Source organism: Bradyrhizobium viridifuturi, from assembly GCF_001238275.1.
In the GTDB taxonomy this organism is placed as follows: Bacteria; Pseudomonadota; Alphaproteobacteria; order Rhizobiales; family Xanthobacteraceae; genus Bradyrhizobium; species Bradyrhizobium viridifuturi.
This window is the reverse complement of the sequence record NZ_LGTB01000046.1, coordinates 1-26,858: the sequence shown is the minus strand read 5'-3', so window position 1 is coordinate 26,858 and position 26,858 is coordinate 1. Positions and strand designations below refer to the sequence as shown.

The 26,858-nt window shown below is 64.7% G+C and carries 24 protein-coding genes and 2 pseudogenes; 15 read left to right on the top strand and 11 right to left on the bottom strand.

The annotated features are described in order from the left end of the window. Window positions 1-79: 79 nt before the first annotated feature. On the bottom strand, window positions 80-349 hold the full coding sequence (locus ALC15_RS33495) for a metal-sensing transcriptional repressor (protein ID WP_050630976.1): 270 nt from the start codon (window positions 347-349) through the stop codon (window positions 80-82). Between the two features lie 334 nt (window positions 350-683). Between ALC15_RS33495 and ALC15_RS43660 the strand changes: the two genes are divergently transcribed. The 5 genes from ALC15_RS43660 to ALC15_RS33470 all read left to right on the top strand — a co-directional run bounded on the left by ALC15_RS43660 (window position 684) and on the right by ALC15_RS33470 (window position 7,418). Next, entirely contained in the window at window positions 684-983 is a 300-nt protein-coding gene (locus tag ALC15_RS43660; protein WP_128089654.1) for a hypothetical protein, read from the top strand. A gap of 88 nt (window positions 984-1,071) precedes the next feature. Further along, window positions 1,072-1,452 (top strand): hypothetical protein, encoded by a 381-nt coding sequence (locus ALC15_RS44315; protein ID WP_050630975.1) that lies wholly within the window; start codon window positions 1,072-1,074, stop codon window positions 1,450-1,452. 37 nt (window positions 1,453-1,489) lie between these two features. Then, window positions 1,490-3,151, top strand: coding sequence for an NRAMP family divalent metal transporter (locus ALC15_RS33485; RefSeq protein ID WP_050631021.1), 1,662 nt, complete (start codon window positions 1,490-1,492; stop codon window positions 3,149-3,151). A gap of 546 nt (window positions 3,152-3,697) precedes the next feature. Next, window positions 3,698-5,692, top strand: a complete 1,995-nt coding sequence (locus ALC15_RS33475; protein WP_050630973.1) for a carbohydrate porin — start codon at window positions 3,698-3,700, stop codon at window positions 5,690-5,692. Between the two features lie 259 nt (window positions 5,693-5,951). Beyond that, window positions 5,952-7,418, top strand: a complete 1,467-nt coding sequence (locus ALC15_RS33470; RefSeq protein WP_050630972.1) for an FAD-dependent monooxygenase — start codon at window positions 5,952-5,954, stop codon at window positions 7,416-7,418. Between the two features lie 175 nt (window positions 7,419-7,593). Here ALC15_RS33470 and ALC15_RS33465 read toward each other — a convergent pair whose 3' ends face one another. The 3 genes from ALC15_RS33465 to ALC15_RS33455 all read right to left on the bottom strand — a co-directional run bounded on the left by ALC15_RS33465 (window position 7,594) and on the right by ALC15_RS33455 (window position 11,283). Beyond that, the gene (locus ALC15_RS33465; RefSeq protein WP_050630971.1) at window positions 7,594-9,219 is read right to left on the bottom strand and encodes an FMN-binding glutamate synthase family protein; all 1,626 of its coding nucleotides are present in this window, start codon (window positions 9,217-9,219) and stop codon (window positions 7,594-7,596) included. Between the two features lie 192 nt (window positions 9,220-9,411). Continuing rightward, window positions 9,412-10,281, bottom strand: coding sequence for a patatin-like phospholipase family protein (locus ALC15_RS33460; protein ID WP_094194269.1), 870 nt, complete (start codon window positions 10,279-10,281; stop codon window positions 9,412-9,414). A 228-nt stretch (window positions 10,282-10,509) separates the two neighbouring features. Next, window positions 10,510-11,283, bottom strand: a complete 774-nt coding sequence (locus ALC15_RS33455) for a ferredoxin--NADP reductase (RefSeq protein WP_050630970.1) — start codon at window positions 11,281-11,283, stop codon at window positions 10,510-10,512. 297 nt (window positions 11,284-11,580) lie between these two features. On the opposite strand from ALC15_RS33455, the gene ALC15_RS46680 reads away from it, so the two are divergent. Then, entirely contained in the window at window positions 11,581-12,090 is a 510-nt protein-coding gene (locus ALC15_RS46680; protein ID WP_244486363.1) for an ATP-grasp domain-containing protein, read from the top strand. A 164-nt stretch (window positions 12,091-12,254) separates the two neighbouring features. Beyond that, window positions 12,255-12,515: pseudogene (locus tag ALC15_RS46675) on the top strand (ATP-grasp domain-containing protein); the annotation flags it as partial. Between the two features lie 32 nt (window positions 12,516-12,547). Here the strand turns inward: ALC15_RS46675 and ALC15_RS33445 are convergent. From ALC15_RS33445 to ALC15_RS42375, 3 genes are all read right to left on the bottom strand, one after another. Then, the gene (locus ALC15_RS33445) at window positions 12,548-12,748 is read right to left on the bottom strand and encodes a hypothetical protein (RefSeq protein ID WP_050630969.1); all 201 of its coding nucleotides are present in this window, start codon (window positions 12,746-12,748) and stop codon (window positions 12,548-12,550) included. 25 nt (window positions 12,749-12,773) lie between these two features. Continuing rightward, window positions 12,774-13,130 (bottom strand): response regulator, encoded by a 357-nt coding sequence (locus tag ALC15_RS33440; RefSeq protein WP_050631019.1) that lies wholly within the window; start codon window positions 13,128-13,130, stop codon window positions 12,774-12,776. Window positions 13,131-13,207: 77 nt separating this feature from the next. Next, the gene (locus tag ALC15_RS42375) at window positions 13,208-13,573 is read right to left on the bottom strand and encodes a hypothetical protein (RefSeq protein ID WP_094194267.1); all 366 of its coding nucleotides are present in this window, start codon (window positions 13,571-13,573) and stop codon (window positions 13,208-13,210) included. Window positions 13,574-13,695: 122 nt separating this feature from the next. Between ALC15_RS42375 and ALC15_RS44310 the strand changes: the two genes are divergently transcribed. Further along, window positions 13,696-13,842, top strand: a complete 147-nt coding sequence (locus ALC15_RS44310) for a hypothetical protein (RefSeq protein WP_157860960.1) — start codon at window positions 13,696-13,698, stop codon at window positions 13,840-13,842. 71 nt (window positions 13,843-13,913) lie between these two features. After that, window positions 13,914-14,141 carry a hypothetical protein gene (locus ALC15_RS33430; protein ID WP_050630968.1) on the top strand — a complete coding sequence of 76 codons (228 nt, stop codon included), beginning with the start codon at window positions 13,914-13,916 and terminating at the stop codon, window positions 14,139-14,141. 57 nt (window positions 14,142-14,198) lie between these two features. On the opposite strand, the gene ALC15_RS33425 is transcribed toward ALC15_RS33430, so the two are convergent. Both ALC15_RS33425 and ALC15_RS33420 read right to left on the bottom strand, forming a co-directional pair. Continuing rightward, a complete protein-coding gene (locus ALC15_RS33425; protein WP_050630967.1) occupies window positions 14,199-15,140 on the bottom strand; it encodes an amino acid ABC transporter substrate-binding protein in 942 nt (313 codons plus the stop codon). Between the two features lie 12 nt (window positions 15,141-15,152). Then, entirely contained in the window at window positions 15,153-16,457 is a 1,305-nt protein-coding gene (locus ALC15_RS33420) for a dicarboxylate/amino acid:cation symporter (protein WP_050630966.1), read from the bottom strand. 217 nt (window positions 16,458-16,674) lie between these two features. Here ALC15_RS33420 and ALC15_RS33415 point away from each other — a divergent pair, with 217 nt between their 5' ends. After that, the gene (locus ALC15_RS33415; protein ID WP_050630965.1) at window positions 16,675-17,676 is read left to right on the top strand and encodes an NADP-dependent oxidoreductase; all 1,002 of its coding nucleotides are present in this window, start codon (window positions 16,675-16,677) and stop codon (window positions 17,674-17,676) included. A 187-nt stretch (window positions 17,677-17,863) separates the two neighbouring features. Here ALC15_RS33415 and ALC15_RS33410 read toward each other — a convergent pair whose 3' ends face one another. Both ALC15_RS33410 and ALC15_RS33405 read right to left on the bottom strand, forming a co-directional pair. Next, window positions 17,864-21,034: an efflux RND transporter permease subunit gene (locus tag ALC15_RS33410; protein WP_050630964.1), complete on the bottom strand. Its 3,171-nt coding sequence runs from the start codon at window positions 21,032-21,034 to the stop codon at window positions 17,864-17,866. Window positions 21,035-21,044: 10 nt separating this feature from the next. Continuing rightward, window positions 21,045-22,202 (bottom strand): efflux RND transporter periplasmic adaptor subunit, encoded by a 1,158-nt coding sequence (locus tag ALC15_RS33405; protein WP_050631018.1) that lies wholly within the window; start codon window positions 22,200-22,202, stop codon window positions 21,045-21,047. A gap of 247 nt (window positions 22,203-22,449) precedes the next feature. Here ALC15_RS33405 and ALC15_RS33400 point away from each other — a divergent pair, with 247 nt between their 5' ends. The 5 genes and pseudogenes from ALC15_RS33400 (at window position 22,450) to ALC15_RS33380 (ending at window position 26,673) form a co-directional block, all read left to right on the top strand. Continuing rightward, window positions 22,450-23,238 carry a cysteine rich repeat-containing protein gene (locus ALC15_RS33400; protein ID WP_050630963.1) on the top strand — a complete coding sequence of 263 codons (789 nt, stop codon included), beginning with the start codon at window positions 22,450-22,452 and terminating at the stop codon, window positions 23,236-23,238. A 39-nt stretch (window positions 23,239-23,277) separates the two neighbouring features. After that, a complete protein-coding gene (locus tag ALC15_RS33395; protein WP_021080229.1) occupies window positions 23,278-23,499 on the top strand; it encodes a cysteine rich repeat-containing protein in 222 nt (73 codons plus the stop codon). Between the two features lie 109 nt (window positions 23,500-23,608). Continuing rightward, window positions 23,609-23,821, top strand: coding sequence for a hypothetical protein (locus tag ALC15_RS33390; RefSeq protein WP_050630962.1), 213 nt, complete (start codon window positions 23,609-23,611; stop codon window positions 23,819-23,821). Between the two features lie 115 nt (window positions 23,822-23,936). Then, the gene (locus tag ALC15_RS33385) at window positions 23,937-25,067 is read left to right on the top strand and encodes an FAD-dependent monooxygenase (RefSeq protein ID WP_050630961.1); all 1,131 of its coding nucleotides are present in this window, start codon (window positions 23,937-23,939) and stop codon (window positions 25,065-25,067) included. Beyond that, a pseudogene (locus tag ALC15_RS33380) lies at window positions 25,064-26,673 on the top strand (benzoate-CoA ligase family protein). The gene ALC15_RS33385 and the pseudogene ALC15_RS33380 overlap by 4 nt, the downstream one beginning before the upstream one ends. Window positions 26,674-26,858: the final 185 nt, after the last annotated feature.

Here is a 26,858-nt window from a genome sequence, read left to right as displayed (position 1 = left end):
ACCCCGTGTCGCAACCGACCCGTCCGGCGATCCCCCCGGGCGGGTCAACCTTCGTCGGCTCGCGACATCCCGACGCGGCTCACAGATACTTCGCGATCAGCCGGAAATCGCGCAGCACGTTACGGCCCTTGGGGCCGGATGCCTTCAGCGTGTCCTCCAGGCTGTGACCGATGTGATCGTGGATCAGCGCCTTCTTGGCGCTCTCGATCGCACTCTCCACCGCCTGCAATTGCTGGGCGATCTGGGCGCATGGCTTACCCTGCTCGATCATCTCGACGATGGTCTCGAGATGGCCGTTGGCGCGCTTCAGGCGTCGGGCAATCGCGGCATGCGGGTGGTCGTCGGACATATGGTTCTCCCTATCCTCCCGGGAGGATACCTATGATCCTCCCCGGGGGATAGCGAATTCGGCTTGACACGCCTTTGTGTCAGGCGTAGTGCCCGATTGTCGGAACATTCGTTCCGCGCCGGGTCTTACCCCGGACACCAACCCGACCACGAGCCAGCAGAAGGCACATGGGCAGTAGCAACTCAGGCGACAGTAGACCCACGACGGGACTGTTGACGTCGCAACACAGCAAGACTGATCGCGCAGATATCGCCTGCGTGGATGGGTGGCCGCGCCTTAGCTGACCGCCGCTCCTCACCGGCCTGCCGCGCGACAGCGGAAGTGGAGGTGAGCGATGTTCGAAAAGCTCGCAAGATTCCGGCCGTTCGAGCCACCGCGCATGGCGCCGTGGACGATTCCGGCCACCCATTCCAATGACAACCTCCCGGGTTTTCGCCATCCGGAGAGCCGAGGCCGGCGTCCAACCCCGGCACCGGTATGTCATTGGGTCTTGATCGACGGCCACCTGGAATGCCGGTGGACCGTCGAAACCAGCACCGAACCCACCAACGGTGAGCGATGCGCGGACCGGCCTTCCGGCCCGCGCATAACAATCGCGCGCGCCACCAAATCCAAGATGGCAGCGAGCGCCTAGAGGACGGACATGGACGAAGGACCTAGACGTCCCGTTGCCCGCCGTTCCGGCGCCGCAACGGGACTCCCTCCGGGGAACGACATCACGTTTGGAATTGCCGCTGCTCACGGCAGCGGAGGTTGCGCGCGCACCTAGCTGCTCCGCGTTCCTCGTGCCGTGCCCAACGGGCAGCGAGGAGACGATCGGAGCAAGCATGGCAGAGACCGCAAGACATATCGCAACAGAATCGTCACGCCGGCAGCGGCGCATCGTTCCGAGTCCGTTCGACCCGGTGATGCAAAGCCTTGCCGGCATCATCGGCGAAAGCGCGGGCCTCGTCGGCCACCTCGCAGCACTCGGCATCGCGCTCGCTTTCGATACCGACACCACCGCAACGAAGCACCGGCCCACGGCAACGCCACGGCCGACACCCGATGCGGCCAACATCATCCGTTTCCCGGCCCGCCAAAACACCAAGCCACGCAACTGAGAAGGAATGAGTCATGACCGTCGTCAATGACTTGAAGATGCACGCCTCCGATCGTGAGGCCACCGCCAACCCGGCCGGCACCGCCGTGCTGGACAATGCCCATCTCGGCGATATCCGCGGCGCGTTCGGCAGCATCGCTCGGGATGACACCGCGCCGCGCGCGACCCTGTTTGCCCGCCTGAAGACCCTGCTCGCCGTCGTCGGTCCCGGCCTGATCGTCATGGTCGGCGACAACGATGCCGGCGCCTTCGGCACCTATACCCAGGCCGGCCAGAACTACGGCACCACGCTGTTGTGGACGCTGCTGCTGCTGATCCCGGTGCTCTATGTCAACCAGGAGATGGTGGTACGGCTCGGCGCGGTCACCGGCGTCGGCCATGCCCGGCTGATCTTCGAGCGCTTCGGCAAGTTCTGGGGCGCCTTCAGCGTGATCGACCTCCTGGTGCTGAACGCGCTGACCATCGTCACCGAATTCATCGGCATCACCTTCGCGCTCAGCTTTCTCGGCGTCTCGCAGTTCTGGGGCGTATTGGCTTCGGCGGCCATCGTGATGCTGGCGGTTTCCACCGGCGACTTCCGGCGGTTCGAACGCTTCGGCATCGTGCTGGTCGCCGGCAGCCTGCTGCTGGTACCCGTGATCCTGATGGTGCACCCGCCGATCGGGCAGATCGCCTCCGACTTCTTCGTCCCGAAGATGCCCGCGGGCGCCAAGCTCAGCGAGGTGATGCTGCTGATCGTTGCCATCGTCGGCACCACCGTGGCGCCGTGGCAATTGTTCTTCCAGCAGAGCTACATCGTCGACAAGCGGATCACGCCCCGCTTCATCCGCTATGAGCGGATGGATCTGTGCATCGGCATCGTGCTGGTCGTGGTCGGCGCCGTCGCGATGATCTCGTTCTGCGCGGCGGTGTTTTCCGGGACACCGGAATTCGGCAACTACACCGACGCCCTGGGGACCGCGGTCGGGCTTGAAAAATATGCCGGCCGGCTGCCGGCGGTGCTGTTTGCGCTGGCACTGCTGGATGCCTGCATCATCGGCGCCGCCGCGGTCTCCCTTTCAACGGCCTATGCGATCGGCGACGTGTTCGCAGTCAAGCATTCGCTGCACCGCAAGCCGTGGGATGCGAAAGGCTTCTACAGCGTCTATTGCGGGCTGATCGTGCTCGCCGCGGTGCTGGTGCTGACGCCGGGCACGCCGCTCGGGCTGCTCACCAACGCGGTGCAGACGCTCGCCGGCGTGCTGTTGCCGAGCGCGACCGTGTTCCTGCTGCTGCTCTGCAACGACCGCCACATCCTCGGGCCCTGGATCAATTCGACGAGGCTGAACCTGTTCACCGGCGCTGTCGTGGCGGGGCTGGTGATGCTGTCGGTGATCCTGACCGCCGCGGTGCTGTTCCCCGACCTCAGCGAAGCCTGGATCATCGGCATCCTCGTCGGCGGCAGCGTGCTCGCGCTCGCTGTCACGGCACTGGTCAAGCTGTACGAGATGTCGTCGCGCCGCCACGCGTCGTTCCGCTTCAGGCGCCGGCCGCCGCTGTTCGACCGCGAGAGCTGGCGGATGCCGCCGCTCGACCGGCTGCCGCCGGCGCGGCTCAGCCCGCTGAGCCGGATCTGGATGATCGTGCTGCGCGGCTATCTGGTCGTCGCCGCCGGATTGGTGCTGCTGCGGATCGTTCAGCTCGCGACGGTCGGGGCGTGACGACGCTTGGCCGCGGCCAACGATGGGGCGCGCTCGCGTTGTTCAGGCTGGCGAGCGCCATCCTGCGCGGCGCAACCGCGCTCCATCAGCGACGCATGATGACAGGCGCCGGCTTGAGGACGGCGTTGTCGATGGCGCGATGCATGGAAAGGGCCGGCGCGAGGGTCGTGCTCGGCAGGGCATCGCAGCCGGCATTCATCAAGACAAGGGAAGAGGACAATGGTGGCGTCGATTGAACGGCCGGGGCTCGGCCGATTTGCCACAGGCGGCTGCTCGATCGCAGCCGGCGAGGGCTCGGGTCGCGTGCTGTTACGTGACTGTCATAGTGGCATGCAAATCGAACAGGTATCCGGCGGACCTCAGTTGCTATTGCGAATGATTTGCAATAAGTGCCAAGGGATGCTAGGTGCTGGTCCGGCTTTGGATGGGACAACACGGATCGGACCGGGGACGGCGGGCAATGACTTCAAATCTCGGGTGGCAAGCGGCCGCCAAATCTGCAGTGATGCTTGGCAAAATCGCCAACCGTTCGCGGAAAGCCGCGTCATGACCTGCGTCCGCCTCTTCAGGGTCCAGATCGCCGCCGGCGCAGCGCTCGGTGCGGCCGCCTTCGGCACGCCGGCCGCCGCGGCCGATCTGCCGCTCAAGTCTCCCGCCGCCAAGGCGGTCTATAGCTGGACGGGCTTCTACGTCGGCGCCCATGTCGGATATGGCGACGGCACGCTCGGTCCCGGCACCAATCCGATCCTGGAGCAAGGTGTGGTCTTTCCGCCGACGATCACCGGCGGGATCGGCGGCTTCCAGGCCGGCTACAACAAGGAATTCGCCAACCGCTTCGTGCTCGGCATCGAGGCGGACGCGACCTTCACCGGCCCGACCGATACGGTGCGCCGCCCGCCGGGCCCCTTCAACGCGTCGGTCGACTATGTCGGCACGGTGCGCGGCCGCGCCGGCTACAGCTTCGGCACCTGGATGCCCTATGTGACCGGTGGCTTCGCCTGGGGCCACACCGAAGTCCGGGTCAACGATGCCGCGGACAGCGTGATTTCGCAGCCGGGCCAGTATCAGACCGGCTGGACGGTCGGCGCCGGTGCCGAATTTGCCCTGAGCGGCAATTGGACCGCCAAGCTCGAATACGAGTACATCGACCTGTCGCGCCGCACGCTCGGCCTCAATGATTTCGGCATGCCCGGCGTCAGCATCGACCCGCGCATCCACCTGCTGAAATTCGGCCTGAACTACCAGCTCGGCGACTCGCCATGGTCGGCGACCCCGACGCGCACCGCGCTGCCGGAATCCAGCGACTGGAGCGTGCATGCGCAGACGACGCTGCTTGGTCAGGGTTATCCGTCATTCCGCGCGCCCTATGGCGGCACCAACAGCCTTCCAGGCGTCGGACAAGCGCAGCAGACCTGGACCACGACCGCGTTCCTCGGCGTCAAGCTGTGGGAGGGCGGCGAGCTCTACTTCAATCCGGAGACCGCGCAGGGCTTTGGCCTCAACGGCACGCTCGGCCTTGCCGGCTTCTCGAACGGCGAAGCGCAGAAGGCCGGCGCGGAGTATCCGAAGATCCGGCCGCAGCGCTACTTCATCAAGCAGACCTTCGGCTTCGGCGGCGAGCAGGAGGACGTCCCCGACGGTCCCAACCAGATCGCCGGCAAGCGCGACATCGACCGCCTCACCATCGTGGTCGGCCGCTTCGCGGTGGGGGATTTCTTCGACGGCAACTCCTACGCCAAGGATCCTCGCGCCGACTTCATGAACTGGGCGATGTGGGCGTCGGCCGCCTACGACTTCCCGGCCGACCTGCCCGGCTACACCCGCGGCGCCGTGGTCGAGCTCAATCGCAAGGATTGGGCGGTGCGCGCCGGCGTATTCCAGGTGCCCAATGCACCGAACAGCGACGTGTTGGTCTCCAACCCCAACAACGGCGGCGCGGTGGTCGAGTTCGAGGGCCGCTATTCGATCTTCGATCAGCCAGGAAAGCTGCGCGTCGGCTTGTTCGGCAATCGCGGCAACACCGGCAATTATCGCCAGGCACTGGCGATCGAGGACGCCAACCCGGCGCTCGACATCAACGACGTGATGGCCGGCATCCGCAAGGACAACACCAAATACGGCTTCTACCTCAACGGCGAGCAGCAGATCGCAACCGATGTCGGCCTGTTCGGCCGGCTGAGCTGGAACGACGGCCGCAACGAGATCCTGTCGTTCACCGACGTCGATCGCAGCGTCTCCGGCGGCCTGTCGATCAAGGGCAGCTCCTGGGGCCGGGCCAATGATACGATCGGCATCGGCGGCGCGGTCAACGGACTGTCATCGGCGCATCGCGACTTCCTTGCCGCCGGCGGCCTCGGTCTTCTGATCGGCGACGGCGCGCTGAACTACAGCCCGGAGCGGATCTTCGAGACCTACTACGCCTACCAGGTGAACAAGAACCTGACGCTGACGGCGGACTATCAGTTCATCACCAACCCCGCCTACAACGCCGACCGCGGCCCGGTGCACATCTTCTCCGGCCGCATCCACGGCGAGTTCTAGCCTCGCCATCTCGCACCGTCGTCCCGGCGAAAGCAGGGACCCATAACTACCGTTGTTCGTGGCTATGGCAGGCTGGGGCCGCAGCGAGACAAACACAACGACAGCGAATTTGTCGCGCTGCTCTTCGCAATGATGTCCTGGAATTGGTTCGAGCGGCAAACGCCCTCTCCCCACTTAGATATATGTAGACCCCCCGGGCTTGCCGCAAGCCCGGGGTCATCCCGTAGAACGCGCGCCCAATCGAACAAGGGAGTGCGGGATGCGGGAACATGATGTGGTGATTGCCGGTGGAGGTCCGACCGGGCTGATGCTGGCGGGCGAGCTGGCGCTGGGCGGAATCGATGTCGCGGTCGTCGAGCGGCGCGCGGGAGCGGACCTGATCGGCTCGCGGGCGGGCGGCCTGCATGCGCGGACCATGGAGGTGCTCGATCAGCGCGGCATCGGCGATCGATTCGTCGCGGAGGGGACGCGGCATCCTGCGGTGCTGTTCCACTCGCATCTGGTTCCGCTCGATATCACCGACTTTCCGACCCGGCGCAATTTCACGCTCGGGCTGTTCCAGAGCCATATCGAGCGCATTCTCTGCGAATGGGTCGACGAGCTCGCCGTGCCGGTCTATCGCGCGCGCGACGTGACCGGCTTTGCGCAGGACGACGCCAGCGTCGATGTCGAACTGTCGGACGGCCGAATCCGCGCGCAATATCTCGTCGGCTGCGATGGCGGCCGGAGCATCGTCCGCAAGGCGGCCGGCATCGAATTCGCCGGATGGGATCCGACCAGGAGCTGGCTGATCGCCGAGGCCGAAATGTCCGGCGAACCGCAATGGGGCTTTCGCCAGGACGACACCGGCACCTATGCGATCGGCAAGGTGGACGATACTAAGCGCGTGCGCGTGGTGCTGACCGAGCGGCAGCTCGGCACCGAGAGAGAGCCGACCTTGCGCGACGTCAGCGAGACGCTGGCCGCCGCGTACGGCTCCGATTTCGGCATCCACGATCCGGTCTGGATCTCGCGCTTCACCGACATGACCCGGCAGGCGGTGAGCTATCGCAAGCAGCGCGTGCTGCTGGCCGGCGACGCCGCCCATGTGCATCCGCCGATGGGCGGACAAGGCCTCAATATCGGCGTGCAGGACGCGGTGAATCTGGGCTGGAAGCTCGCCCAGGTGGTCAAGCTGACATCGCCGGACAGCCTGCTCGACAGCTATCTGGCCGAGCGGCATCCGGTCGCGGCCCGCGTGCTGCGCAACACCATGGCGCATGTCGCACTCAACCGCACCGATGCGCGCAGCAAGGCGCTGAGCGAGGTCGTCTCCGAATTGCTGCGCATGGACGAGCCGCGCCGCCGCTTTGTCGCGATGATGTCGGGCCTCGACCTGCACTACGATCTCGGCGATGGCCATCCATTGCTCGGACGCCGCATGCCCGATCTCGACCTCGTCACCGCCGACGGCCCGCTGCAGGTGTTCGCGCTGCTGTACCAGGCGCGGCCGGTGCTGCTGAATTTCGGCGAGCCCAGCAGCATCGACATTGCGGGATGGACCGACCGGGTCGAGCTGCTCGACGCCGAGTATTCCGGCACCTGGGAGCTTCCCGCGCTCGGCCCGGTTCCGGCACCCGCCGCGGTGCTGATCAGGCCCGACGGCTACGTGGCGTGGGTCGGAGACCGGACCCGCACCGGCCTCACGGAAGCGCTGACCAAATGGTTCGGCGCGCCGAGCGCTTGATGAGATGGTGCCGTAGCGGCATCGACATTGCGTCCCCTCTCCCGCTTGCGGGGGGGGAGGGTCAGGGTGGGGGCTCTCTCCGCAAGTCGTTCCGTGGAGAGAGCTACCCGGATCGCATCTATCGATGCGATCCGACCTCCCCCGCAAGCGGGGGAGGTGAATCGAAACCGTAGCCCTACCCCGCCGGCTGGAACGAGTCCGCGCGCGCCATCGCCCAGGCGTCGCGGAAGCGGGGATCCTGGGTGCCTTCGAGCAGTTCGCCCGGCCGCAGCGCAGGATAGAGCTGTGCGAAGGTGCGGACGTCGGTGGTCGAGCTGCGCTGCGAGAAGTGGATCGGGCGCAGCTCCTTGGTGTGCTCGAGGCCGGCGGCGGCGAGCAGCTCGGTCAGCGCGTGCAAGGTCGAGTGGTGGTAGTTGTACACGCGCTCGATCTTGTCCGGCACATAGAGCGCGCGGTTGCGGATCGGGTCCTGCGAGGTGACGCCGGTCGGGCAGCGATCAGTGTGGCAGCTCAGCGACTGGATGCAGCCGAGCGCGAACATGAAGCCGCGCGCCGAATTGCACCAGTCGGCCCCGATCGCCATCGCGCGCGCCATATCGAAGGCGGTGGCGATCTTGCCGGACGCGCCGATCTTGATGCGGTCGCGCGCGCCGATGCCGATCAGCGCGTTGTGGACGAAATTGACGCCCTCGCGCATCGGCATGCCCAAATGGTCCATGAATTCGAGCGGCGCGGCGCCGGTGCCGCCCTCATTGCCGTCGACCACGATGAAGTCGGGATACAGCCCGCTCTCCTTCATCGCCTTGCAGATCGCGAGGAATTCCCAGGGATGGCCGATGCACATCTTGAAGCCGGCCGGCTTGCCGCCGGACAGCTTGCGCATGTTGGCGACGAATTCCATCATCTGGATCGGCGTCGAGAACGCCTTGTGATAGGCGGGCGAGATGCAGTCCTCGCCCATGGGCACGCCGCGGATCTTGGAGATCTCCTCGGAGACCTTGGCGGCCGGCAGCACGCCGCCATGGCCGGGCTTGGCGCCCTGGCTGATCTTGAGCTCGACCATCTTGATCTGGTCGTCGCCCGCGACGCTGGCAAACATCTCCGGATTGAAGGTACCGTCACGGTTGCGACAGCCGAAATAGCCGGAGCCGACCTCCCAGATGATGTCGCCGCCCATCTCGCGGTGATAGGGGCTGACGCCGCCCTCGCCGGTGTCGTGGGCGAAGCCGCCCTTCCTGGCGCCGGCATTCAGCGCCCGCACCGCGTTCGGGCTCAGCGCGCCAAAGCTCATCGCCGAGATGTTGAAGACCGACGCCGAATACGGCTTGGTGCAGTCGGGCCCGCCGATCGTGATGCGGAATTTCTCGTCGGCGCGCGGCTTCGGCGCCACCGAATGATGCATCCACTCATAGCCTTCGCGATAGACGTCCTCCTGGGTGCCGAACGGGCGCTTGTCGAGCACCATCTTGGCGCGCTGATAGACCACCGCGCGGGTGTCGCGCGAGAACGGCATGCCGTCCTTCTCGCTCTCGAAGAAATACTGCCGCATCTCCGGGCGGATTTCCTCGAGCAGGAAGCGGACATGCGCCGAGATCGGGTAGTTGCGCAGCACCGCGTGGTTCTTCTGGGTGAAGTCGCGGATGCCGAGCAGGGTCAGCGCGCCGAAGATCACCAGCGGGATCAGGATGATCTTGAAGACCTTGTGGTCGAAAATCCCAACCAGCAGCAGGAGCACGGTGACGACTGCGCAGATCGTCAGCACGATGAAACGCGGCGAGAACGGAAGCAGCAGCGTGTCCATGGAATCCTCCGGTCTGCCTGGAATGCCCTGTCGGCGTTGAGCCTAATCCAACTCGCGGAACAAGTGCACTACGGTTATACGGCCGAGCAGTCACAGATGTGACAACCGCCCGGATGGGCGGGTGCGGTTACCGCAATCAGCCGGATTGGCTTGCTTTTGCAGTGCACCAAGAAGCGGTATCGAGCCCGCCCCTCAATGGCCATGCGGCTGCAATTCGTGCGGGATGTGGCCCGGCTTCAGGCCATCGCTGGCAAGCCATGCATTGGTGGTGTCGAGGGCGCGTGCGATGTGTTCTGAGGTCCGGGAGAAATCGTAGGGCGAGCCGACCAGCGGGCAGAGCGGCGGCACAACGAAATACTCGACATCGGGCCCGATATTCTCGAGCTCGTTGACGAGCTGCCGTGCGATCAGCAGCGTCAGCGCATGCAGCGCATTGGCGAGCGCGCCGGTCGGCGGCGCCTGGTTGGCGCAGGCATGTCCGGTCGGCAGCACGATCAGGCGCTTTGCGCCATGCTTCACGGCGACGCGGACCGGCGTGTTGCTGGAGATCGCGCCGTCGGCGAGGAAATGATCGCGGTAATGCACCGGCGTGAACGCGCCGGGGATCGCGGTCGACGCCACGATCGCCTCCGCAGCCGAGCCTTCCGACAGCACCACGCTGTCACCGCTGATGATGTCGGTGGTGACGATGTGGATCGGCATTCGCGCGTCCTCGAGGTTGCGGAACGGGATGTAGTCGTCGATCAGCCTGCGGACGCCGTCATGCGGGATCAGGAAGTCGCGCCGCCACAGGAAGCTCATCAGCGTCCGCCAGGTCACCGGGAACACATCCTGCCGGTTCAGGCCGCGCCAGATCTCGGCCAGCCGCGCCACGCCCGAGACCGAGGGGTCGCCGGCATAGAACGCGCCATTCAATGCGCCGACGCTGGAGCCGACCACCATGTCGGCGACCACGCCATGCGCCGCCAGTGCCTGCAGCATGCCGACCTGGATTGCGCCAAAGCTGCCGCCGCCGGCAAACACAAAGGCGGTCTTCGGTGCATCCGGATCGGTGATGGACAAGCTGCTGCTCCTCGGGTCGCCGCGTTCGGGCAGGGCTGCGCGGCGTTGCGACCGTTATAGCAAGTGACAAATGGTGCACGCCACCTGCGCGGCCGTCGTCCTGGCGAAGGCCAGGACCCATAACCCCAAATGCAAAAGGCTGGAGCCCGGTGGGGCCCCAGCCTTCGCAAAGCAGAGGACGGTGGTAACGGGTCCTGGCTTTTGCCAGGACGACAGTCTTAAGCGATCTCAGCGCTCGACGAACGCCTTCTCGATCACGAAGTGACCGGGGGTGTTGCCGCTGCCTTCCTTGAAGCCGCGGGTCTCGAACAGCTGCTTCAGCTCTTCCAGCATCGCCGGGCTGCCGCACATCATGATGCGATCGGTCTCGATGTCGAGCGGGCCCTGATGCAGGTCGGTGAACAGCTGGTTCGACGTGATCAGGTCGGTGATGCGGCCGCGGTTGCGGAACGGCTCGCGCGTCACGGTCGGATAGTAGGACAGCTTCTCGGACAGCATCGGCCCGAACAGCTCGTCGTCGCGCAGCTTGGCGACCAACTCCTCGCCATAGGCGAGCTCGGAGACCTGGCGGCAACCATGCACCAGCAGGATCTGGTCGTAGCGATCATAGACCTCGGGGTCCTTGATCAGGCTCGCGAACGGCGCAAGGCCGGTGCCGGTCGACAGCAGCATCAGCCGCTTGCCGGGAATCAGATTGTCGGTGATCAGCGTGCCGGTCGCCTTGCGGCCGACCAGGATGGTGTCGCCCTCGCGGATCTTTTGCAGCTTGGAGGTGAGCGGACCGTCCTGCACCTTGATCGAGAAGAACTCGAGCTCTTCCTCGTGATTGGCGCTCGCCATCGAATAGGCGCGCAGCAGCGGCCGGCCGTCGACCTCGAGGCCGATCATGGCAAACTGCCCATTCTGGAAGCGGAAACCGGAATCGCGGGTCGCCCGGAAGCTGAAAAGCGTATCGGTCCAGTGCTGAACGGAAAGAACTTTCTCTCGATAGAACGCGCTCATGTGTTTTCGTTTTCTCGACTGACCGGATTTAGAATGGTTTGATTTCTAGACTGCTCGCGACGGCGCAGAAGTGGCCGAAATCACTGAAGATCTCGCGTGTCCATTGCGCCAATGCATGAGATAGTCAAGATCAACTGGCGTGCAATTGCGATCTCAGAATGGCAGTCGTTCGATTTCGCGCAGAGGTTCAGCCACGACATCGTTAACACGTCCTGCTGGACGTAATTTACTTGCTGAGATCGATGCCGATCTGGCAATTAATTGCTACGAAAACCGCGGCGAAGGGAAAATGATCTCGTGGTCCTGATCAGCCAGCGAATCTTCCTGGAAACCATCAAAAAATATTGTCTGGCGCGCTCGATTGCGGTCGAGGTGCGGTCAGGCGGCTGGCTGGTCATCATGACCAAGGGCAATCAGCGGCGGCTCGCGATCGGCTACGATATCGGGCTGAACAGCGCGGTCGCGCATCAGGTCGCCAACGACAAATCGGCCTGTGCGGAGGTGCTGGCATCGGCCGGCGTCCCCGCCGTCGCGCACACGCTGTTTCTCGGCAACAAGCTCAGCAAGCACATCCCGGGATCGGATTCGTTCGACGCGATGCGGCTGTTGCTCGACCGGCATCCGCATGGCCTCGTCGTCAAACCCAATGAGGGCACATCCGGCGAGTTGGTCTTCCATGTCACGACGCCACGCAACTCGAGACCGCGGTCACGCGCATCCTTGCCGCGCATCCGAGCCTTGCGATCTCGCCCTATGTTGCCCTCGATGACGAGGTGCGCGTGGTGCTGCTCGATGCACTCGCGCTGATCGTCTACGGCAAGACGCGCCCAATGGTGGTCGGTGACGGCATCCATTCACTCCGCGCGCTGGCGCAGGCGACCGCGACGACGGAGCAGCTCAAGACCCTCACCGAGGATTTCGACGCCGCCGCGCTCGACGCCATTCCGCCGGCCGGCGAGCGGCGGCTGCTCAACTGGCGGCACAACCTCGATGCCGGCGCCGAGCCTGTGCTGCTCACCGATGCTGCGACCCGCGACGCCTGTATCGCGCTCGCGACCAAGGCCGCGCAAGCCGTCGGCATCCGCTTTGCCTCCATCGATGTCGTGCGCGCCGATGGCGCGTGGAAGGTCCTCGAGGTGAATTCGGGCGTGAAGATGGAGGCGCTGGGCCGCCGCCATCCGGCGCTGGTCGAGGCCGCATATTCGGCAGCGCTGGACGCGGTGTTCGCCTGAACCGCGTGCCGTGTGCTGCCTTCAGCGCCCGGTCAGTCCTGCGGGCGCTGCTTTTCATAGGCGGCGACGATCAATTCCGATTGCTCGATCTGTGCGGTGAGACGATCGATCTCGGCCTGCGTTTCTGGAAACACCTCAGCACCCGCCGTGTTTCCTGATTGCAACTCCGCGATCAGCTCGCGATTCTTCGTGATCTGCTCGCGGTGCCAATCGATTTCCGGATCCTCTTGCATGAGCCGACATCCCGATCCGCGAAAACTACGACGCCAGCTCCCGCAGCAGGACGGGTGGGTAAACCGGCTTCTCGAAGAACTTGACGCCGTCAGGCAGCGCGCCGGCCAGCGGCAGGCCCGAGATCACCAGCACGCGCACTGCCGGGTCGCAATCGAGGGCCAGACGGGCAAGCTCGATCCCATCCATTTTTCCGGTAAGCTTGATGTCGGTGACGACCAGCGACGGGTGACGCCTCTTGATGGCCAGCGCTGCTGTTTCTGCGTCTTCGCATTGGATGACGTCGAAACGACCTTGTTCCAACAACAGCGCGATCATGTCGCGCTGGATTGTATCGTCTTCGACCACGACTGCGATTTGGCGAATTGGCCTTGTGTAACCCATGGCGTCCTCCAAACTGGCATCCTCCAGCGATCAACCACAATCAATGATTGAGAACGCCTAAAGTTCTGGTTCCAAGATCAACAGCTGCCGAATTCCGACAGGGCTTTGCAGGTTCCAACCGGAACAACTTTCGAGGTGTCGGAGTCATTGATGGGCGGCGAGCCGAATGGCTCGGGACTGAGGAAAGGAAGTCGCGCCAGGAGGCAAAGCTCATGAAGAACGGTGTACATTCGGATCAGGATTTTTGTGAGCCCTACGGGGCTGACGTGGCGGCCGGCGCGCCAGGCCGTCCATCCTCTCGACGACTGATCAAAGATCAGTTCGTTGATGCCAACGTGCAAGATACGATTGATCCCCCCGGCGTTGGCCTGCCGCGCGACATCATTTCCGAAATGGAAGCAGCGCTCCAGCAGCAGGTCGATCGGCTTGTCGCGAAGCGACATTAGCCGGCGAAGCGACGCGCTTGCAGACTTCAACAGCGCAATCTCGCCTGCCGATGATGCTCCAGAAGATCGCGGCGCGTGGAAACTCGAAGCAAGATCCCCGCCGGATCGATGGAGTCTTGATGGGAGCGATCCTTGGACGCGCGATCTTCCAGGTCATGGTCGTTCTGGCGGCGGTCGGCATCGTTGCCCTCGCTTGCACTGCGGTCCGCGGCGGCTACGCGCATGCGGCGACGCAGCTTGCGGCAAAATTCACTCCGCCATTTTGATCCATTCAGCGGCTTGCTCCTGCCGCTCAAGGGAGTACGCTGATGCGCATTAATCGACCCGGATCCAGATTATGCGCAAACTCCTTTTGAGCTTCCTGGCAGCCGCGGCGTTCGCCGCCGCCTTCAATCCTCCGGCCGCCCACGCCGTGTTCTGGCGCGGCGTCACCGCCCCGACGAACATCGACATCCACGGATATCCGATCATCAAGGAACCGCCGCCGAGCACGTGCCAGTTGATCCATGTGAACGGATACTGGGTGCGGCAGTGCCTGGATCTGCGGTATCGCTATTGGCGATGAGCGAAGCGGCGTCGTGCTTTCGACCTCTCCCACCAGGGGAGAGGTCGCGGTTCGGTGCTAGTTCGCACCACCTGGCGAATCGTCGAGCGCCTTGAAGGCGTCCTCGAGCTGCGGCGACAGCGCGACGTTGAGCTTCTCGCCGGTCGGCAGGCGGGCGACGAACCATTTGTTGTAGAGCGGGACGATGTCGCGGTTCGAGGCGAGCTTGCGGAACGCGCGCTCGACCACGTCCTTCATCTGCGGTTCGCCCTTGCGGTACATGATGCCGTAAGGATCGTAGGACAGATAATCGCCGGTGACGCGGAATTTGTCCTGCGACTTGTGCCGCGCGATCAGGCCGTAGAGCAGGATGTCGTCGGTCGCGAACGCATCCGCCTTGCCGTCCACCAGCATCTGGTAGGACTGCTCGTGGTCGCCTGCGGTGACGATGTTGAGGCCGAGCTGTTGCTTGGCGTCGACATTGTGCATCGCCTGCTCGTTGGTGGTGCCCTTGGTGACCACCACCGTCTTGCCCTTGAGGTCGACGACCTGGTTGACCCCCGAGGCCTTCGGCACCATCAGCTTGGTGCCGGCCACGAACATCAGCGGCGAGAACGCGACCTGCTTGCCGCGCTCCGCGTTCGCCGTGGTCGACCCGCATTCGAGGTCGATCTTCTTGTCGACCACCGCCGGGATGCGGTCGTCGGAGGTGACCTTGACGTAGTCGATCTTGAGGTTGGCGTCGTCGACCTCGGCCCCGATCTCGTCGACGATCGCATCACACAGCTCGAGGCTGTAGCCGATCGGCCGGTTGGAGTGGTCGAGGAACGAGAACGGCGGCGAACTCTCGCGATAGCCGATCCGCACGGAATGCGTGGCCTTGATGTTGGCGAGCGTGGGGCTGAGCCCTTCGCCCGCCGACTGTGCGGACGCCGGACCAGCGAGCAGGGCTGCCGCCAGCAGACATGCCGACAGCAACCGGCCCTCAGCCCGTACCGGCCTCCAGCGGGCGCGATGCATGCATCCCTCCCGTCAATGGCCGGCCATCACCGCGCCGGGCACGGCATCGCCCGGCACCGCGTCATCGGGCACGGCGTCGTCGGGCCCGAGCTCGTGCTCGGCCTTCAGCTCGCCCTCCCACTTCGCGACCACCGACGTCGCCAGCGAGTTGCCGATCACGTTGGTGGCGCTACGGCCCATGTCGAGGAAGGTGTCGATGCCCATGATCATCAAAAGGCCGGCCTCGGGGATGCCGAACTGCGACAGCGTCGAGGCGATCACCACCAGCGAGGCGCGCGGCACGCCGGCAACGCCTTTGGAGGTGATCATCAAGGTCGCCAGCATCGCGAGCTGCGTGCCGAGCGACATTTCGATGTGGTAGGTCTGCGCGATGAAGATGCTCGCGAAGGTGCAATACATCATCGTGCCATCGAGGTTGAAGGAATAGCCGAGCGGCAACACGAAGGCCGAGATCCGCGAGGAGGCGCCGAACTTGTTCAGCCCCTCCAGCGTCTTCGGATAGGCCGCCTCCGAGGAGGCGGTCGAGAACGCGATCATCAGCGGTTCGCGGATCAGCCGCAGCAGATGGCTGTAACGCGGCCCGATCACAATGAAGCCGACTGTGACCAGGATGCCCCACAGGATCAGCAGCGACAGATAGAAGCCGCCCATGAACACGATCAGCTTCCAGAGCACACCGAGGCCGTTCTTCGAAACGGTCGCCATGATCGCGGCCCACACCGCGATCGGCGCGAACAGCATCACGTAGCCGGTGACCTTGAGCATGATGTGCGCGAGGTCGTCGATCAGGCTCATGATCGGCTTCGACCGCTCGGGCATGGCGCCGAGCGCGACCGCGAAGAACACCGCGAACACCACGATCTGCAGGATCTCGTTCTGCGCCATCGCGTCCGCGATCGAGGTCGGGATCAGATGGGTCAGGAATTTCTCGATCGAGAAGGCCGACACCGGCAGGCCGGTGGACTGGGTCTTGTCGGGCAGCGTGCCGGGGAAATTGGCGCCGGGCTGCAGCAGGTTGACCATCACGAGGCCGAGCAGCAGCGAGACGAAGGAGGCGGAGATGAACCAGCCCATGGTCTTGGCGAAGATGCGCCCGAGCTTGGCGCCGCTGCCCATATGGGCGATGCCACCGACCAGGGTTGCAAACACGAGGGGCGCGATGATCATCTTGATCAGGCGCAGGAACAGCATCGCGATCAGGTTGACGTCGGCTGCGATCTCGGCACGGCTGTCAGGAAAGTAGTTGAAGACAATGGTCCCCATTGCGATGCCAAGGACCATCGCAATCAGGATGTACTGCGTAAACCTGTTCGACATTCTCTTACCCCCGTAAGTTCCCGGCGAAGGGCAAGTGTGGCAGATTTACGCAGCTACGCAACACGCTTCGCGTCCAGCGGGACTTTGCCGATCTGTTCCCGTTGTGGAATGCCAGCGCGGGGACTAGCGTTCATGCAGCGCACAATCTGTGCACTAAGCTGCGCGCGTCGCAGTCAAACTGCATGCGAAACGACCAACGCGAGGGGGAGAGATCACAATGAACGACACCGTCAATCGCCAGATCCTGCTTGTTGAAAAGCCGACCGGCAAGCTTGGCCCCGAGCATTTTCGGCTGACCAAGGGCACGGTCCCCGCGCCGAAGGAGGGCGAGGCGCTGGTGCGGACGCGCTACATCTCGCTCGACGCCGCCAACCGTGCCTGGATGCACGGCGCCACCTACCGCGCTGCGGTCGAAGCCAACACCGTGATGGCCGGCGGCAGCATCGCCGAGGTGGTGTCGTCGAATGACCCCGGCCTGAAGCCGGGAGATATCGTGTTCGGCGACACCGGCTGGCAGGATTACGCCGCCGTGCCGGCCAAGCACCTGTCGAAGATGCCGAAGCTCGAGCCGATGACCCACCTGCTCAGCGTCTACGGGGTGGCCGGCCTGACCGCCTATTTCGGCCTGCTCCATGTCGGCAAGCCCAAGGAGGGTGAGACCGTGGTGGTCTCGGCCGCCGCCGGTTCGGTCGGCTCGATCGTCGGCCAGATCGCCAAGATCAAGGGATGCCGGGTGGTCGGCATCGCCGGCGGCAAGGACAAGTGCCACTGGCTGACGTCGGAGCTCGGCTTCGACGCCGCGGTCGACTACAAGGACGGCGCCACCTACAAGGCGCTGCGCGCGGCGGCGCCGAAGGGCATCGACGTCTATTTCGACAATGTCGGCGGCGACATCCTGGAGGCCTGCCTGGCGCAGATGAACAACCGCGGCCGCATCGCCTGCTGCGGCGCGATCTCGCAATATGACGGCGTCCCCTCCGCACACGGCCCGCGCGGCGTGCCCGGCCTGATCGTGGTGAAACGGCTGATCATGCAGGGCTTCATCGTGATGGACTACATGGACCAGCGCGACACTGCGCTCGCCGACCTGCAATCCTGGGTGTCCTCGAGCAAGCTCAAGGTCCAGGAGGACGTCATCGACGGCATCGAGAACACGCCGCAGGCGCTGATCGGCCTGCTCGCCGGCGAAAACCGCGGCAAGCGCATGGTGAAGGTGTAGAGGCAAAAGCTCCGGTTCCGTCATGCTGAGGTGCGCGCTCTTGCGCGCCTCGAAGCATGCACGGCCCCGACGCGGCGCCGCGGAGCGAGCTGGACCGTCGCCCTTCGAGGCTCGCTTCGCTCGCGCCTCCAGCGACAACGGCAAAGCCGTTGCGCGGGGGTGACGGCGTACAGATGAAAGTGCAGTCTTAGTGCACCGTGCCCTGTGCCTGAGGTGCAGCTTGCGGCCCGGCCGCCTTGCCCTTCTTCGCCTTGCGCCAGTTCTCGAAATTCTGCACCACGACGAAGAACGCGGGCACGAACAGCACCGCGAGGCAGGTCGAGGCGATCATGCCGGAGAACACGGTGATGCCGATCGACTTTCGGGCGTTGGCGCCGGCGCCGGTCGCGAGCACCAACGGCAGCACGCCGAGGATGAAGGCAAACGACGTCATCAGGATCGGGCGGAATCGGGCGCGCGCCGCGTCGATCGCCGACTCCAGCACCGGCTTGCCGTCGCGGATGTGATGTTCGAGCGCGACCTCGACGATCAGGATTGCGTTCTTGGCCGACAGCGCGATCAGCAGGATGGTGCCGATCTGGGTGTAGAGGTTGTTCTCGATGCGCAGGCTGAGCAGCACCAGCGTCGGGCCGAGCAGCGACAGCGGCACGGCCAGGATCACCGAGATCGGCGCGTACCAGCTCTCATATTGCCCGGCGAGCACGAGATAGACCAAGAGCAGCGCCAGCGCGAACACATAGTAGATCTGGCTGCCGACCTCCTTCTCCTGGTACGACATCGCCGTCCACTCATAGCCGGTGCCCGGCGGTAGCGTCTTCGCGGCGATCTCCTCCATCAGCGTCATCGACTGGCCGGACGAATAGCCCTGCGCCGGCAGGCCGATGATGGTCGCCGACGGATAGAGGTTGTAGAGGCTGATCAGCGAGGGCCCGACCGAGGGCGTGATCTTGGCCACCGTGCCGAGCGGGATCATGTCGCCGTTGCCGTTGCGCACCATCATGTTCTCGATGTCGCGCAGGCTCAGCCGGTACTGCGCCTCGGCCTGGGTGTAGACCTGGAAGGTGCGGCCGAACTTGGTGAACTGGTTGACATAGCTGGCGCCGAGATAGGTCGACAGCGCCGCGAAGATCTGGTCGGGGGTGACGTGCAGGGTCTGGGTCTTGATGCGATCGACCTCCACGTCGAACTGCGGCACCATCGAGCGGAACGAGGATTGCACCCGCTGCAGCGCGCTCTGGGTCTGCGCATTGGCCACGATTGCCCCGGTGACCGCCTGCAGCTTGCCGTAATCGGCATTGCCGTCGCGCAGTTCGACCTGCATGGCAAAGCCGGCGGCATTGCCGATGCCCTGGATCGGCGGCGGCGGGATCACCAGGATACGCGCCTCCGGGATCACCGCGAGCTTGTCATTGAGCCCATAGACCAGCGAACGGAGGTCCTCGCCCGGGCCGCGCGCGCTCCAGTCCTTCAGGATCAGGTAGGCGACGCCTGCATTGGCGAGGCTCGACGAGTTGTCGAGCGCCGAGATGCCGGCGATGCTGACCACCTGATCGACGCCGGGCGTCTTGCCGGCAATCTCGGTGACCTTGTCGAGCACGTGCTGGGTGCGGTCGATGGCGGCGCCGTCGGGCAATTGCACCGCGGCGAGCAGATAGCCCTGGTCCTCGATCGGAATGAAGCCGGTCGGCACCCGCGACAGGCCGTAGCCGGCGAGGCCGATGATGACGAGCGCGATGGCGACCGACGTCTTGGCGTGCCCGGCGATGCCGCCGACCACGCGGGTGTAGCCGCGCTCCAGCCGATCATAGGCCGCGTTGAAGCCGCGATAGAAGAAGTTGCGCTGTTCGGGCGGCGCCGGAGGACGCAGCCATAGCGCGCATTGAGTCGGCTTCAGCGTCGCGGCATTGACCGCGCTGAGCAGCGCGGTGGCCGCGATCACCAGCGCGAATTGCGCGTACATCCGCCCGGTCAGCCCCGGCAGGAAGGCTGCTGGCAGGAACACCGAGATCAGGACCAGCGTGATGCCGACGATCGGCGCGAACAATTCGTCCATCGCCTTGATCGCGGCGTCGTGGCCGGACATGCCGCGCTCGATATTGTGCGCCGCGCCCTCGACCACGACGATAGCGTCGTCGACCACGATGCCGATCGCCAGCACGATCGCAAACAGCGTCGAGAGATTGATGGTGAAGCCGAGCGCCGCCATGCCGGCGAACGCGCCGATGATGGTGACCGGCACGGTCGTCGCGGGCACCAGCATCGCCCGCCAGTCCTGCAGGAAGATCAGGATCACGATCAGCACCAGCAGGCCGGCCTCGATCAGCGTCTTGTAGACCTCCTCGATCGAGGCGTTGACGAATTTAGTGGTGTCGAACGGCGTGTCGTATTTGATGTCCTGCGGGAACTGCCTGGCGAGCTCCGCCATCTTCTTCTCGACCGCCTTCTCGACCTGCAACGCATTGGCGCCGGGTGACTGGAATACGCCGATGCCGGTGGCCGGCTTCTGGTTCAACGAGAAGATCTGGCTGTAGGTCTGGGCGCCGAGCTCGACCCAGCCGACATCGCGGACGCGGGTGACGTCGCCGACATTGCCTGACTTGACGATGATGTCCTCGAACTGACTCTTGTCGTCGAGCCGGCCGTTGACGTTCAGCGTGTACTGGAACGCCTGTCCTGCCGGCGTCGGCGGCGCGCCGACCTGACCGGCGGTGACCTGCTGGCTCTGCTGCTGGATCGCCTGGATCACGTCCTGCGGCACCAGCCCGCGCACCTGCAGCTTGTTCGGATCGAGCCAGACCCGCATCGAATATTGCCCGGCGCCGAACACCGTGACGTTGCCCACGCCCGGCAGACGCGACAGCTCGTCGCGAATGTTGATGGTGGCGTAGTTCGACAGGAACAGGCTGTCATAGGTCTTGTTCGGCGAGGTCAGCGTCACGAAGAGCAGGATCGAGGTCGACTTCTTCTGAACCGTGACGCCCTGGTTCTGCACCGAGGTCGGCAGTTGCGACAGCGCCGCGGAGACGCGGTTCTGCACCAGCACCTGCGCGAAATTGAGATCGGTACCGATCTTGAAGGTCACCGTCAGCGTGTAGGTGCCGTCGGCGCCGCTGTAGGACTGCATGTACAGCATGTCCTCGACGCCGTTGACCTGCTGCTCGATCGGCAGCGCCACGGTGTCGACCACCGTCTTGGCCGAGGCGCCGGGATAGCGCGTCGTCACCTGCACCGTCGGTGGCACCACGTCGGGATATTGTGCAACCGCTAGATTATACAGCGCCACGCCGCCAAGCAGGATCATCAGGATCGCGATGACGTTGGAGAGGACCGGCCGCTCGATGAAGAATTTCGAGATCATGGCGCGCCCCTCACTTGGCCGGTGCCGACGTCGCTTCGCCCTTCTGCATCTCCGGATCGACCTTCTGGCCGGGGATCGCGCGCAGCAGCCCGGCGGTCACGACGCGGTCATCCGCCTTCAGCCCGCTATCGATGACGCGCAGCCCCTCGTCGAGCGGGCCGGTCGTCACCTTGCGCTGCTCGACCACATTGTCGGCATTGACGACCAGCACGTAGCGGCCGGCCTGGTCGCTGCCGATCGCGACATCAGGCACCAGCAGCGCATTCTCCTGCTTGGTGAAGGGCACGCGGACGCGGACGTAGAAGCCGGGCAGAAGGGTCCGGTCCGGGTTTGGGAACACGCCGCGGACCGCGAGCGTGCCGGTCGACTGGTTGAGGGTCGGCGAGATGTAGTCAATCTGGCCCTTGTGCGGGTAACCGGTCTCGGTCTGCAGCCCGACTTCGACGGGCAATTGCCGCAGCTCGTTCACCGACATGCCGCGACGCCGCGCTTCCTCGCGCACGCGCAGCACGTCCTGTTCATTGACGTTGAAATTCACGTAGATCGGATCGAGCTGCACGATGGTGGCGAGCTGGGTGGGCGACGTCACGCCGACCAGTTCGCCGACCGAGACCAGATGGTTGCTGACGATGCCGTCGAACGGCGCGGCCACGTTGGTGTAGCCGTAATTGACCGCGGCGATCTTGGTGTTGACCTGGGCCTGTTGCAGACCAGCCTGCGCGTTGTCCCGCGTCGCGGTCGAGGTTTCCAGCGTCGCCTGCGAGACGGCCTGGCGCTGCACCAGATCTTGCTGCCGCTTGAAGTCGGACTCCGCCTGCTTCACGGTCGCCTGCGCGCCGACCTCGGCAGCCTGCGACTGCTCCAGTTTCAGCTTGTAGGTCTCCGGCTCGATCGTGAACAGGGTGGTCCCCTGTTTCACGAAGGAGCCGTCCTGATAATTGATCGACTGCAGGAAGCCCTGCACGCGCGCGACCAGATCGACGGTCTTGATCGGCGCGGTGTTGCCGGTGGCATCCAGATAACGTGTGATGGCGCGCTGCACCGGCGTGGCAACATCGACCTTCGGTGGTGGCGGCGCAACAAAACTGTTTTGCTCGCAGGCACTTAAACTGACGAAGGCCGATACGACGCAGAGGATGCGTGTCAGCGGCGCATTTCGCAGCCGCAAAAAATCGCTCCGAGTGAAATGTGCCAACGCGCGCGCATGCCTCATTTCCGAGCCTCAGTTCAAATGACTTAACTCAAACGTGGTAGGCGGCAAAACAATCAACCTGCTTCTTCCATAGCAACAATCCGCTTGCAGCGGAACTCGAAAGCGAAAATGATGTCGCTCGCGAAGGTTGTTACAGCAAGAATTTTCAGAGCGCAGTTCAGTTGAGCCGACGGCTTCCGGCGCAACGAGAGGATTTAATCAAATGATCAATGCGTTGACACGTGCAACGAAGCTTTCCGCATGGCTCGCGCTTGCGGCATTCATGAACACTGCGCCAGCCTTGTCGCAGGCGCCGACCCAGGCGCAGCGCGACGCCATCAAATCGCAATGCCGCAACGACTACATCGCGCATTGCTCCAGCGTCCCGCCCGGCGGCGAAGCCTCACTGCAATGTCTGCAGAAGAACATGGCAAGCCTCGGCTCCGGCTGCGCCAGCGCCGTGAAGGCCGTGGAAGCACCGGCAGCTGCGCCCGCGGCAGCCAAGACCGACGCGGCGAAGACTGATGCGCCGCCTGCGGCGGCAACCAAGCCCGCCAGTGAGGCCGCAGCACCGAAGGCGGCCGGAGCGCCATCCAGCGCGCAGATCTCCGCAATCCGCAGCGCGTGCCGCTCCGATTATCCCAAGGTTTGCGCAGGTGTGCCGACCGGTGGCGCGCCGGCGCTGCAATGCCTCGAGAAGAACAAGGCGAAGCTGTCGCCGGCCTGCGGCAAAGCCGTTGCCGCTGCCGGCGGTGGCGCGGCACCGGCCGAAGGCGCGGCGACGGCGGCAGCACCGGCCGCACCGGCCGCTGCACCGGCGGTGATCGTGTTGCGGCCGCTGCGGCCGCGTGAAGAGCTGTTCGTGCTGCGCTCGGCCTGTGGCGGCGACGTCCGCTCGATCTGCGGCGGCGTTCAGCCGGGCGGCGGGCGGATCGTGCAATGCCTGGCAACCAATGCCGGCTCGCTGTCGCCGGCATGCCGCGACGTGCTGGCGCCGTTCGCGGCGCGCTGATCCTGTTGTCACGCGACTGACCGAAAAGGGGAGCGATCGATGCTGCGTATTGTCCTGACCGCCGCGCTGCTTTGCGGCTCAACTGCCGTCTTTGCCCAGGAGTTGACCACGGCGCAACGCGACGCCTGCATGGGCGACTACCAGAAGTTCTGCAAGAGCGTGACGCCCGGCGGCGGGCGGATCATCGCCTGTCTCGCCAAGGAAAGCGACAAGTTGACACCCGCCTGCAAGAAGGTGCTGGCGGAAGCGGAAAAGAAATAGCCGCACAAGCGGTAAGACGACAGGTGTCCGGCGAGCGTCGGACACGAAGCCGCAGCACCTTGTTGTCACCTGAAGGCCAACCATACCTCACTCCGGGAGAGGGAATATCATGCGCTCACTATTGCTGATCGCTGCGGCCCTGCTGTCCTTTGCCGCGACCATGACCTTCGAAGCCTCCGATGCCAACGCCGTCGTGTGCGGGCGCGGCCCCTATCGCGCCGGATGCGCCGGCTATCGCGGCGCGGTCGTCGTCCGCAAGCCCGTCGTCGCCGGCTGCCGCTGGGTATGGGTCGGCGGGGTCAAGGTCCGCCGCTGCTACTGAACTTTTCGGCTCCACGCTTGTAGCCACCCCGCGCATTTTCCCTCTGGCGTTCCCGCCAGAGGGCGATTAGTCTGGACCCAAATTGTAAGTACACTGTCAATCTGGGAGGCAGACGTTGCGGATCGCCGTGATCGGCGGAGGGCCCGGCGGGCTCTATTTCGCCTATCTGTGGAAGAAGCGTCACCCCGACGCCGAGATCGATCTGTTCGAGCAGAACGCGGCCGGCGCCACCTGGGGCTTCGGCGTCGTGTTCTCCGAGCAGGCGCTGGACTTCCTGCGCGCCGACGACCCCGAGACGGTCGACGCCATCACGCCGAAGATGGAGAGCTGGAAGAACATCACCCTCAATCTGCGCGGCGAGAGCGTCGAGATCGACGGCGTCGGCTTCTCCTCGATCGGGCGGCTCAAGCTGCTGACGATCCTGCAGGAGCGCGTGCGCAGCACAGGCGTCACGCCGCGCTTCGATACCGTGGTGCAATCGGTCGACGAACTCAGCGGTTATGACCTGATCGTTGCCGCCGACGGGCTGAACTCGCTGGTCCGGCGCGGCAATGAGGCCGCGTTCGGCGCCTCGGTCTCACATTCCTCCAACAAATTCGCCTGGTACGGCACCACCAAGACCTTCGCGACGCTGTCGCAGACCTTCGTGGCGACGGAGCGCGGCAGCTTCAACGCCCATCACTACCGCTACGCCAAGGACATGAGCACCTTCCTGGTCGAGTGCGACGCGGCGACCTGGGCGGCCTACGGCTTCGCCGACAAGACGATCGAGGAATCGCAGGCGATCTGCGAAGGGGTGTTCGCCGCGACGCTCGATGGCCACAGGCTGATCTCGAACAAATCGGTTTGGCGCAATTTCCCGTGGATCTGGAACGAGCGCTGGTCGCACGGCAACATGGTGCTGATCGGCGATGCGCTGCATTCCGCGCATTTCTCGATCGGCTCGGGCACGCGGCTGGCGATCGAGGATGCGATCGCGTTGACCAAGGCGCTGGAGACCGAGAGCGGCATTGCCGCCGCACTGGCCCGCTATGAGGCCGAGCGCAAGCCGATCGTGAAGAAGCTCGTCACCGCGGCGCGGACCAGTGCCGACTGGTACGAGCATTTCCCCGCGCACATGAAGTGCGACCTGATGGATTTCGCCTACAGCTACATCACCCGCTCTGGCCGGATCGACGACGCGCGGCTGCGCGCGATGTCGCCGGCCTTCATGGCCCGTTACGAAGCGGCAAAGGGACGCTCATGACCGCGATCGCCGACCAGGTTCCGCAGGCAACCCCGGTGCGCGCGAGATCGGCTTTGCGATTCCCGAGCACTACAATGCGAGCCGTATCCTGTTCGACAATCTCGGCAACGGGAATGCCGAGCGACTGGCGCTGACCGGTCCCGCCGGCACACGGACGTATCGCGAGCTCTGCGCCGACGCTGCACGCTGGGGCCACGCTTTCCTGTCGCTTGGACTGAAGCGGGGCGACCGCGTGCTGTTGTTCCTCGACGACACGCCGGCCTATCCGGCGGCGTTCTTCGGCGCGGTGCGCGCCGGCTTCGTGCCGCTGCTCATCAACACGCTGACGACGCCGGAACTGCTGCAATTCTATCTGTCCGACGCCGGCGCGCAGGTCGCCGTCACCGATGCCGAATTCTGCTCGCGCTTCAATTCCGAAGCTTGCAAGGATACGCCGCTGCGCACGCTGGTCGTGGTCAACGGTACCGCAGGCGACCAAGCCATTGCCGAGACGCGCAATGCCGGCGAATGGCTGCAGGGATTTCCGAGCGAGCTCGACGCGGCCGATACCCATCGCAACGAGATGGCGTTCTGGATGTATTCGTCGGGCTCGACCGGACGCCCCAAGGGCATCGTGCATTTGCAGCACGACATGGCCTATAGCGAGTTCGCCTTTGCCCGCAACGTGCTCAAGCTTTCGCCGGGCGACATCTGCTTCTCGGTGCCGAAGATCTTCTTCGCCTATGGCTTCGGTAATTCGATCACCTTCCCGTTCTCGGTCGGCGCCGCGACGCTGCTGCTGCCGGGCCAGCCGAAACCGGCCGCGATCTTCGCGGCGATCGGGCAATATCGGCCGACCGTGTTCTTCGGGCTGCCGACGCTCTACATCACCCTGACCAAGGCCGAAGGCGCCGACGCTGCCGACTTCTCCTCGCTGCGGATGGCGGTGTCGGCCGCCGAGGTGCTGTCGGCCGAGGTCTTCAACGGATGGAAGCAGCTCACCGGGCTCGAGATCATCGAAGGGCTCGGCTCGACCGAAGTGCTGCACGTCTATCTAAGCAACCGCGCGGAGCAGAAGAAGCTCGGTGCCGCGGGCCTGCGCGTGCCCGGCTACGAGATCATGCTGCGCGACAGCGACGGCCGCGAGGTCGGCGACAATGAGGAAGGCATTTTGTGGGTGCGCGGCGATTCCGCCACGCCGCTGTACTGGAACCGGCCGGACAAGACCGCCGAGACCGTGCGCGAGGACGGCTGGATCTACACCGGCGATCGCTTCATGCGCGACAGCGACGGCTTCCACTTCTTCCGCGGCCGTGCCGACGACCTGATCAAGATCTCCGGCCAGTGGGTCTATCCACTGGAGGTCGAGCTCTGCCTCGCCGATCACCCCGACGTTCGCGAATGCGCCGTCTACGCCGCCGAACTGCCCGACCGCCGCATGACGCTGCGCGCCGTGGTGGTGATGAACAAGGCCGGCTTCGACACCGATGAGGCGACGCGGCGGTTGCAGGATTACGTGAAGACAAAACTGCTGCCGTACAAATATCCGCGCGAGGTGAAGTTCATCGACGAGCTGCCCAAGACCGGTACGGGGAAGATCGACCGGCAGGCGGTGATGCGGATGTAGCTACCACATACTCGCTGTCGTCCCTGCGAAAGCAGGGACCCATAACCACCAATATCTGCTGCTACATCGCGCTGGGGCTCCAGCGTCGCGCCACAGAGCATTCGTGGCTATGGGTCCCGGATCGCGCTCGCTCCGCTCGCTTGTCCGGGACGACGATTGAGTTTGCGGCAGCCACATACTCCGAC

Bases quoted from the DNA above. Each gene is read 5' to 3' on its own strand.
- ALC15_RS33495 (WP_050630976.1), bottom strand. From the start codon at position 349: ATGTCCGACGACCACCCGCATGCCGCGATTGCCCGACGCCTGAAGCGC.
- ALC15_RS43660 (WP_128089654.1), top strand. From the start codon at position 684: ATGTTCGAAAAGCTCGCAAGATTCCGGCCGTTCGAGCCACCGCGCATG.
- ALC15_RS33485 (WP_050631021.1), top strand. From the start codon at position 1,490: ATGCACGCCTCCGATCGTGAGGCCACCGCCAACCCGGCCGGCACCGCC.
- ALC15_RS33475 (WP_050630973.1), top strand. From the start codon at position 3,698: ATGACCTGCGTCCGCCTCTTCAGGGTCCAGATCGCCGCCGGCGCAGCG.
- ALC15_RS33470 (WP_050630972.1), top strand. From the start codon at position 5,952: ATGCGGGAACATGATGTGGTGATTGCCGGTGGAGGTCCGACCGGGCTG.
- ALC15_RS33465 (WP_050630971.1), bottom strand. From the start codon at position 9,219: ATGGACACGCTGCTGCTTCCGTTCTCGCCGCGTTTCATCGTGCTGACG.
- ALC15_RS33455 (WP_050630970.1), bottom strand. From the start codon at position 11,283: ATGAGCGCGTTCTATCGAGAGAAAGTTCTTTCCGTTCAGCACTGGACC.
- ALC15_RS33445 (WP_050630969.1), bottom strand. From the start codon at position 12,748: ATGCAAGAGGATCCGGAAATCGATTGGCACCGCGAGCAGATCACGAAG.
- ALC15_RS33440 (WP_050631019.1), bottom strand. From the start codon at position 13,130: ATGGGTTACACAAGGCCAATTCGCCAAATCGCAGTCGTGGTCGAAGAC.
- ALC15_RS42375 (WP_094194267.1), bottom strand. From the start codon at position 13,573: ATGTCGCTTCGCGACAAGCCGATCGACCTGCTGCTGGAGCGCTGCTTC.
- ALC15_RS44310 (WP_157860960.1), top strand. From the start codon at position 13,696: ATGGGAGCGATCCTTGGACGCGCGATCTTCCAGGTCATGGTCGTTCTG.
- ALC15_RS33430 (WP_050630968.1), top strand. From the start codon at position 13,914: ATGCGCAAACTCCTTTTGAGCTTCCTGGCAGCCGCGGCGTTCGCCGCC.
- ALC15_RS33425 (WP_050630967.1), bottom strand. From the start codon at position 15,140: ATGCATCGCGCCCGCTGGAGGCCGGTACGGGCTGAGGGCCGGTTGCTG.
- ALC15_RS33420 (WP_050630966.1), bottom strand. From the start codon at position 16,457: ATGTCGAACAGGTTTACGCAGTACATCCTGATTGCGATGGTCCTTGGC.
- ALC15_RS33415 (WP_050630965.1), top strand. From the start codon at position 16,675: ATGAACGACACCGTCAATCGCCAGATCCTGCTTGTTGAAAAGCCGACC.
- ALC15_RS33410 (WP_050630964.1), bottom strand. From the start codon at position 21,034: ATGATCTCGAAATTCTTCATCGAGCGGCCGGTCCTCTCCAACGTCATC.
- ALC15_RS33400 (WP_050630963.1), top strand. From the start codon at position 22,450: ATGATCAATGCGTTGACACGTGCAACGAAGCTTTCCGCATGGCTCGCG.
- ALC15_RS33395 (WP_021080229.1), top strand. From the start codon at position 23,278: ATGCTGCGTATTGTCCTGACCGCCGCGCTGCTTTGCGGCTCAACTGCC.
- ALC15_RS33390 (WP_050630962.1), top strand. From the start codon at position 23,609: ATGCGCTCACTATTGCTGATCGCTGCGGCCCTGCTGTCCTTTGCCGCG.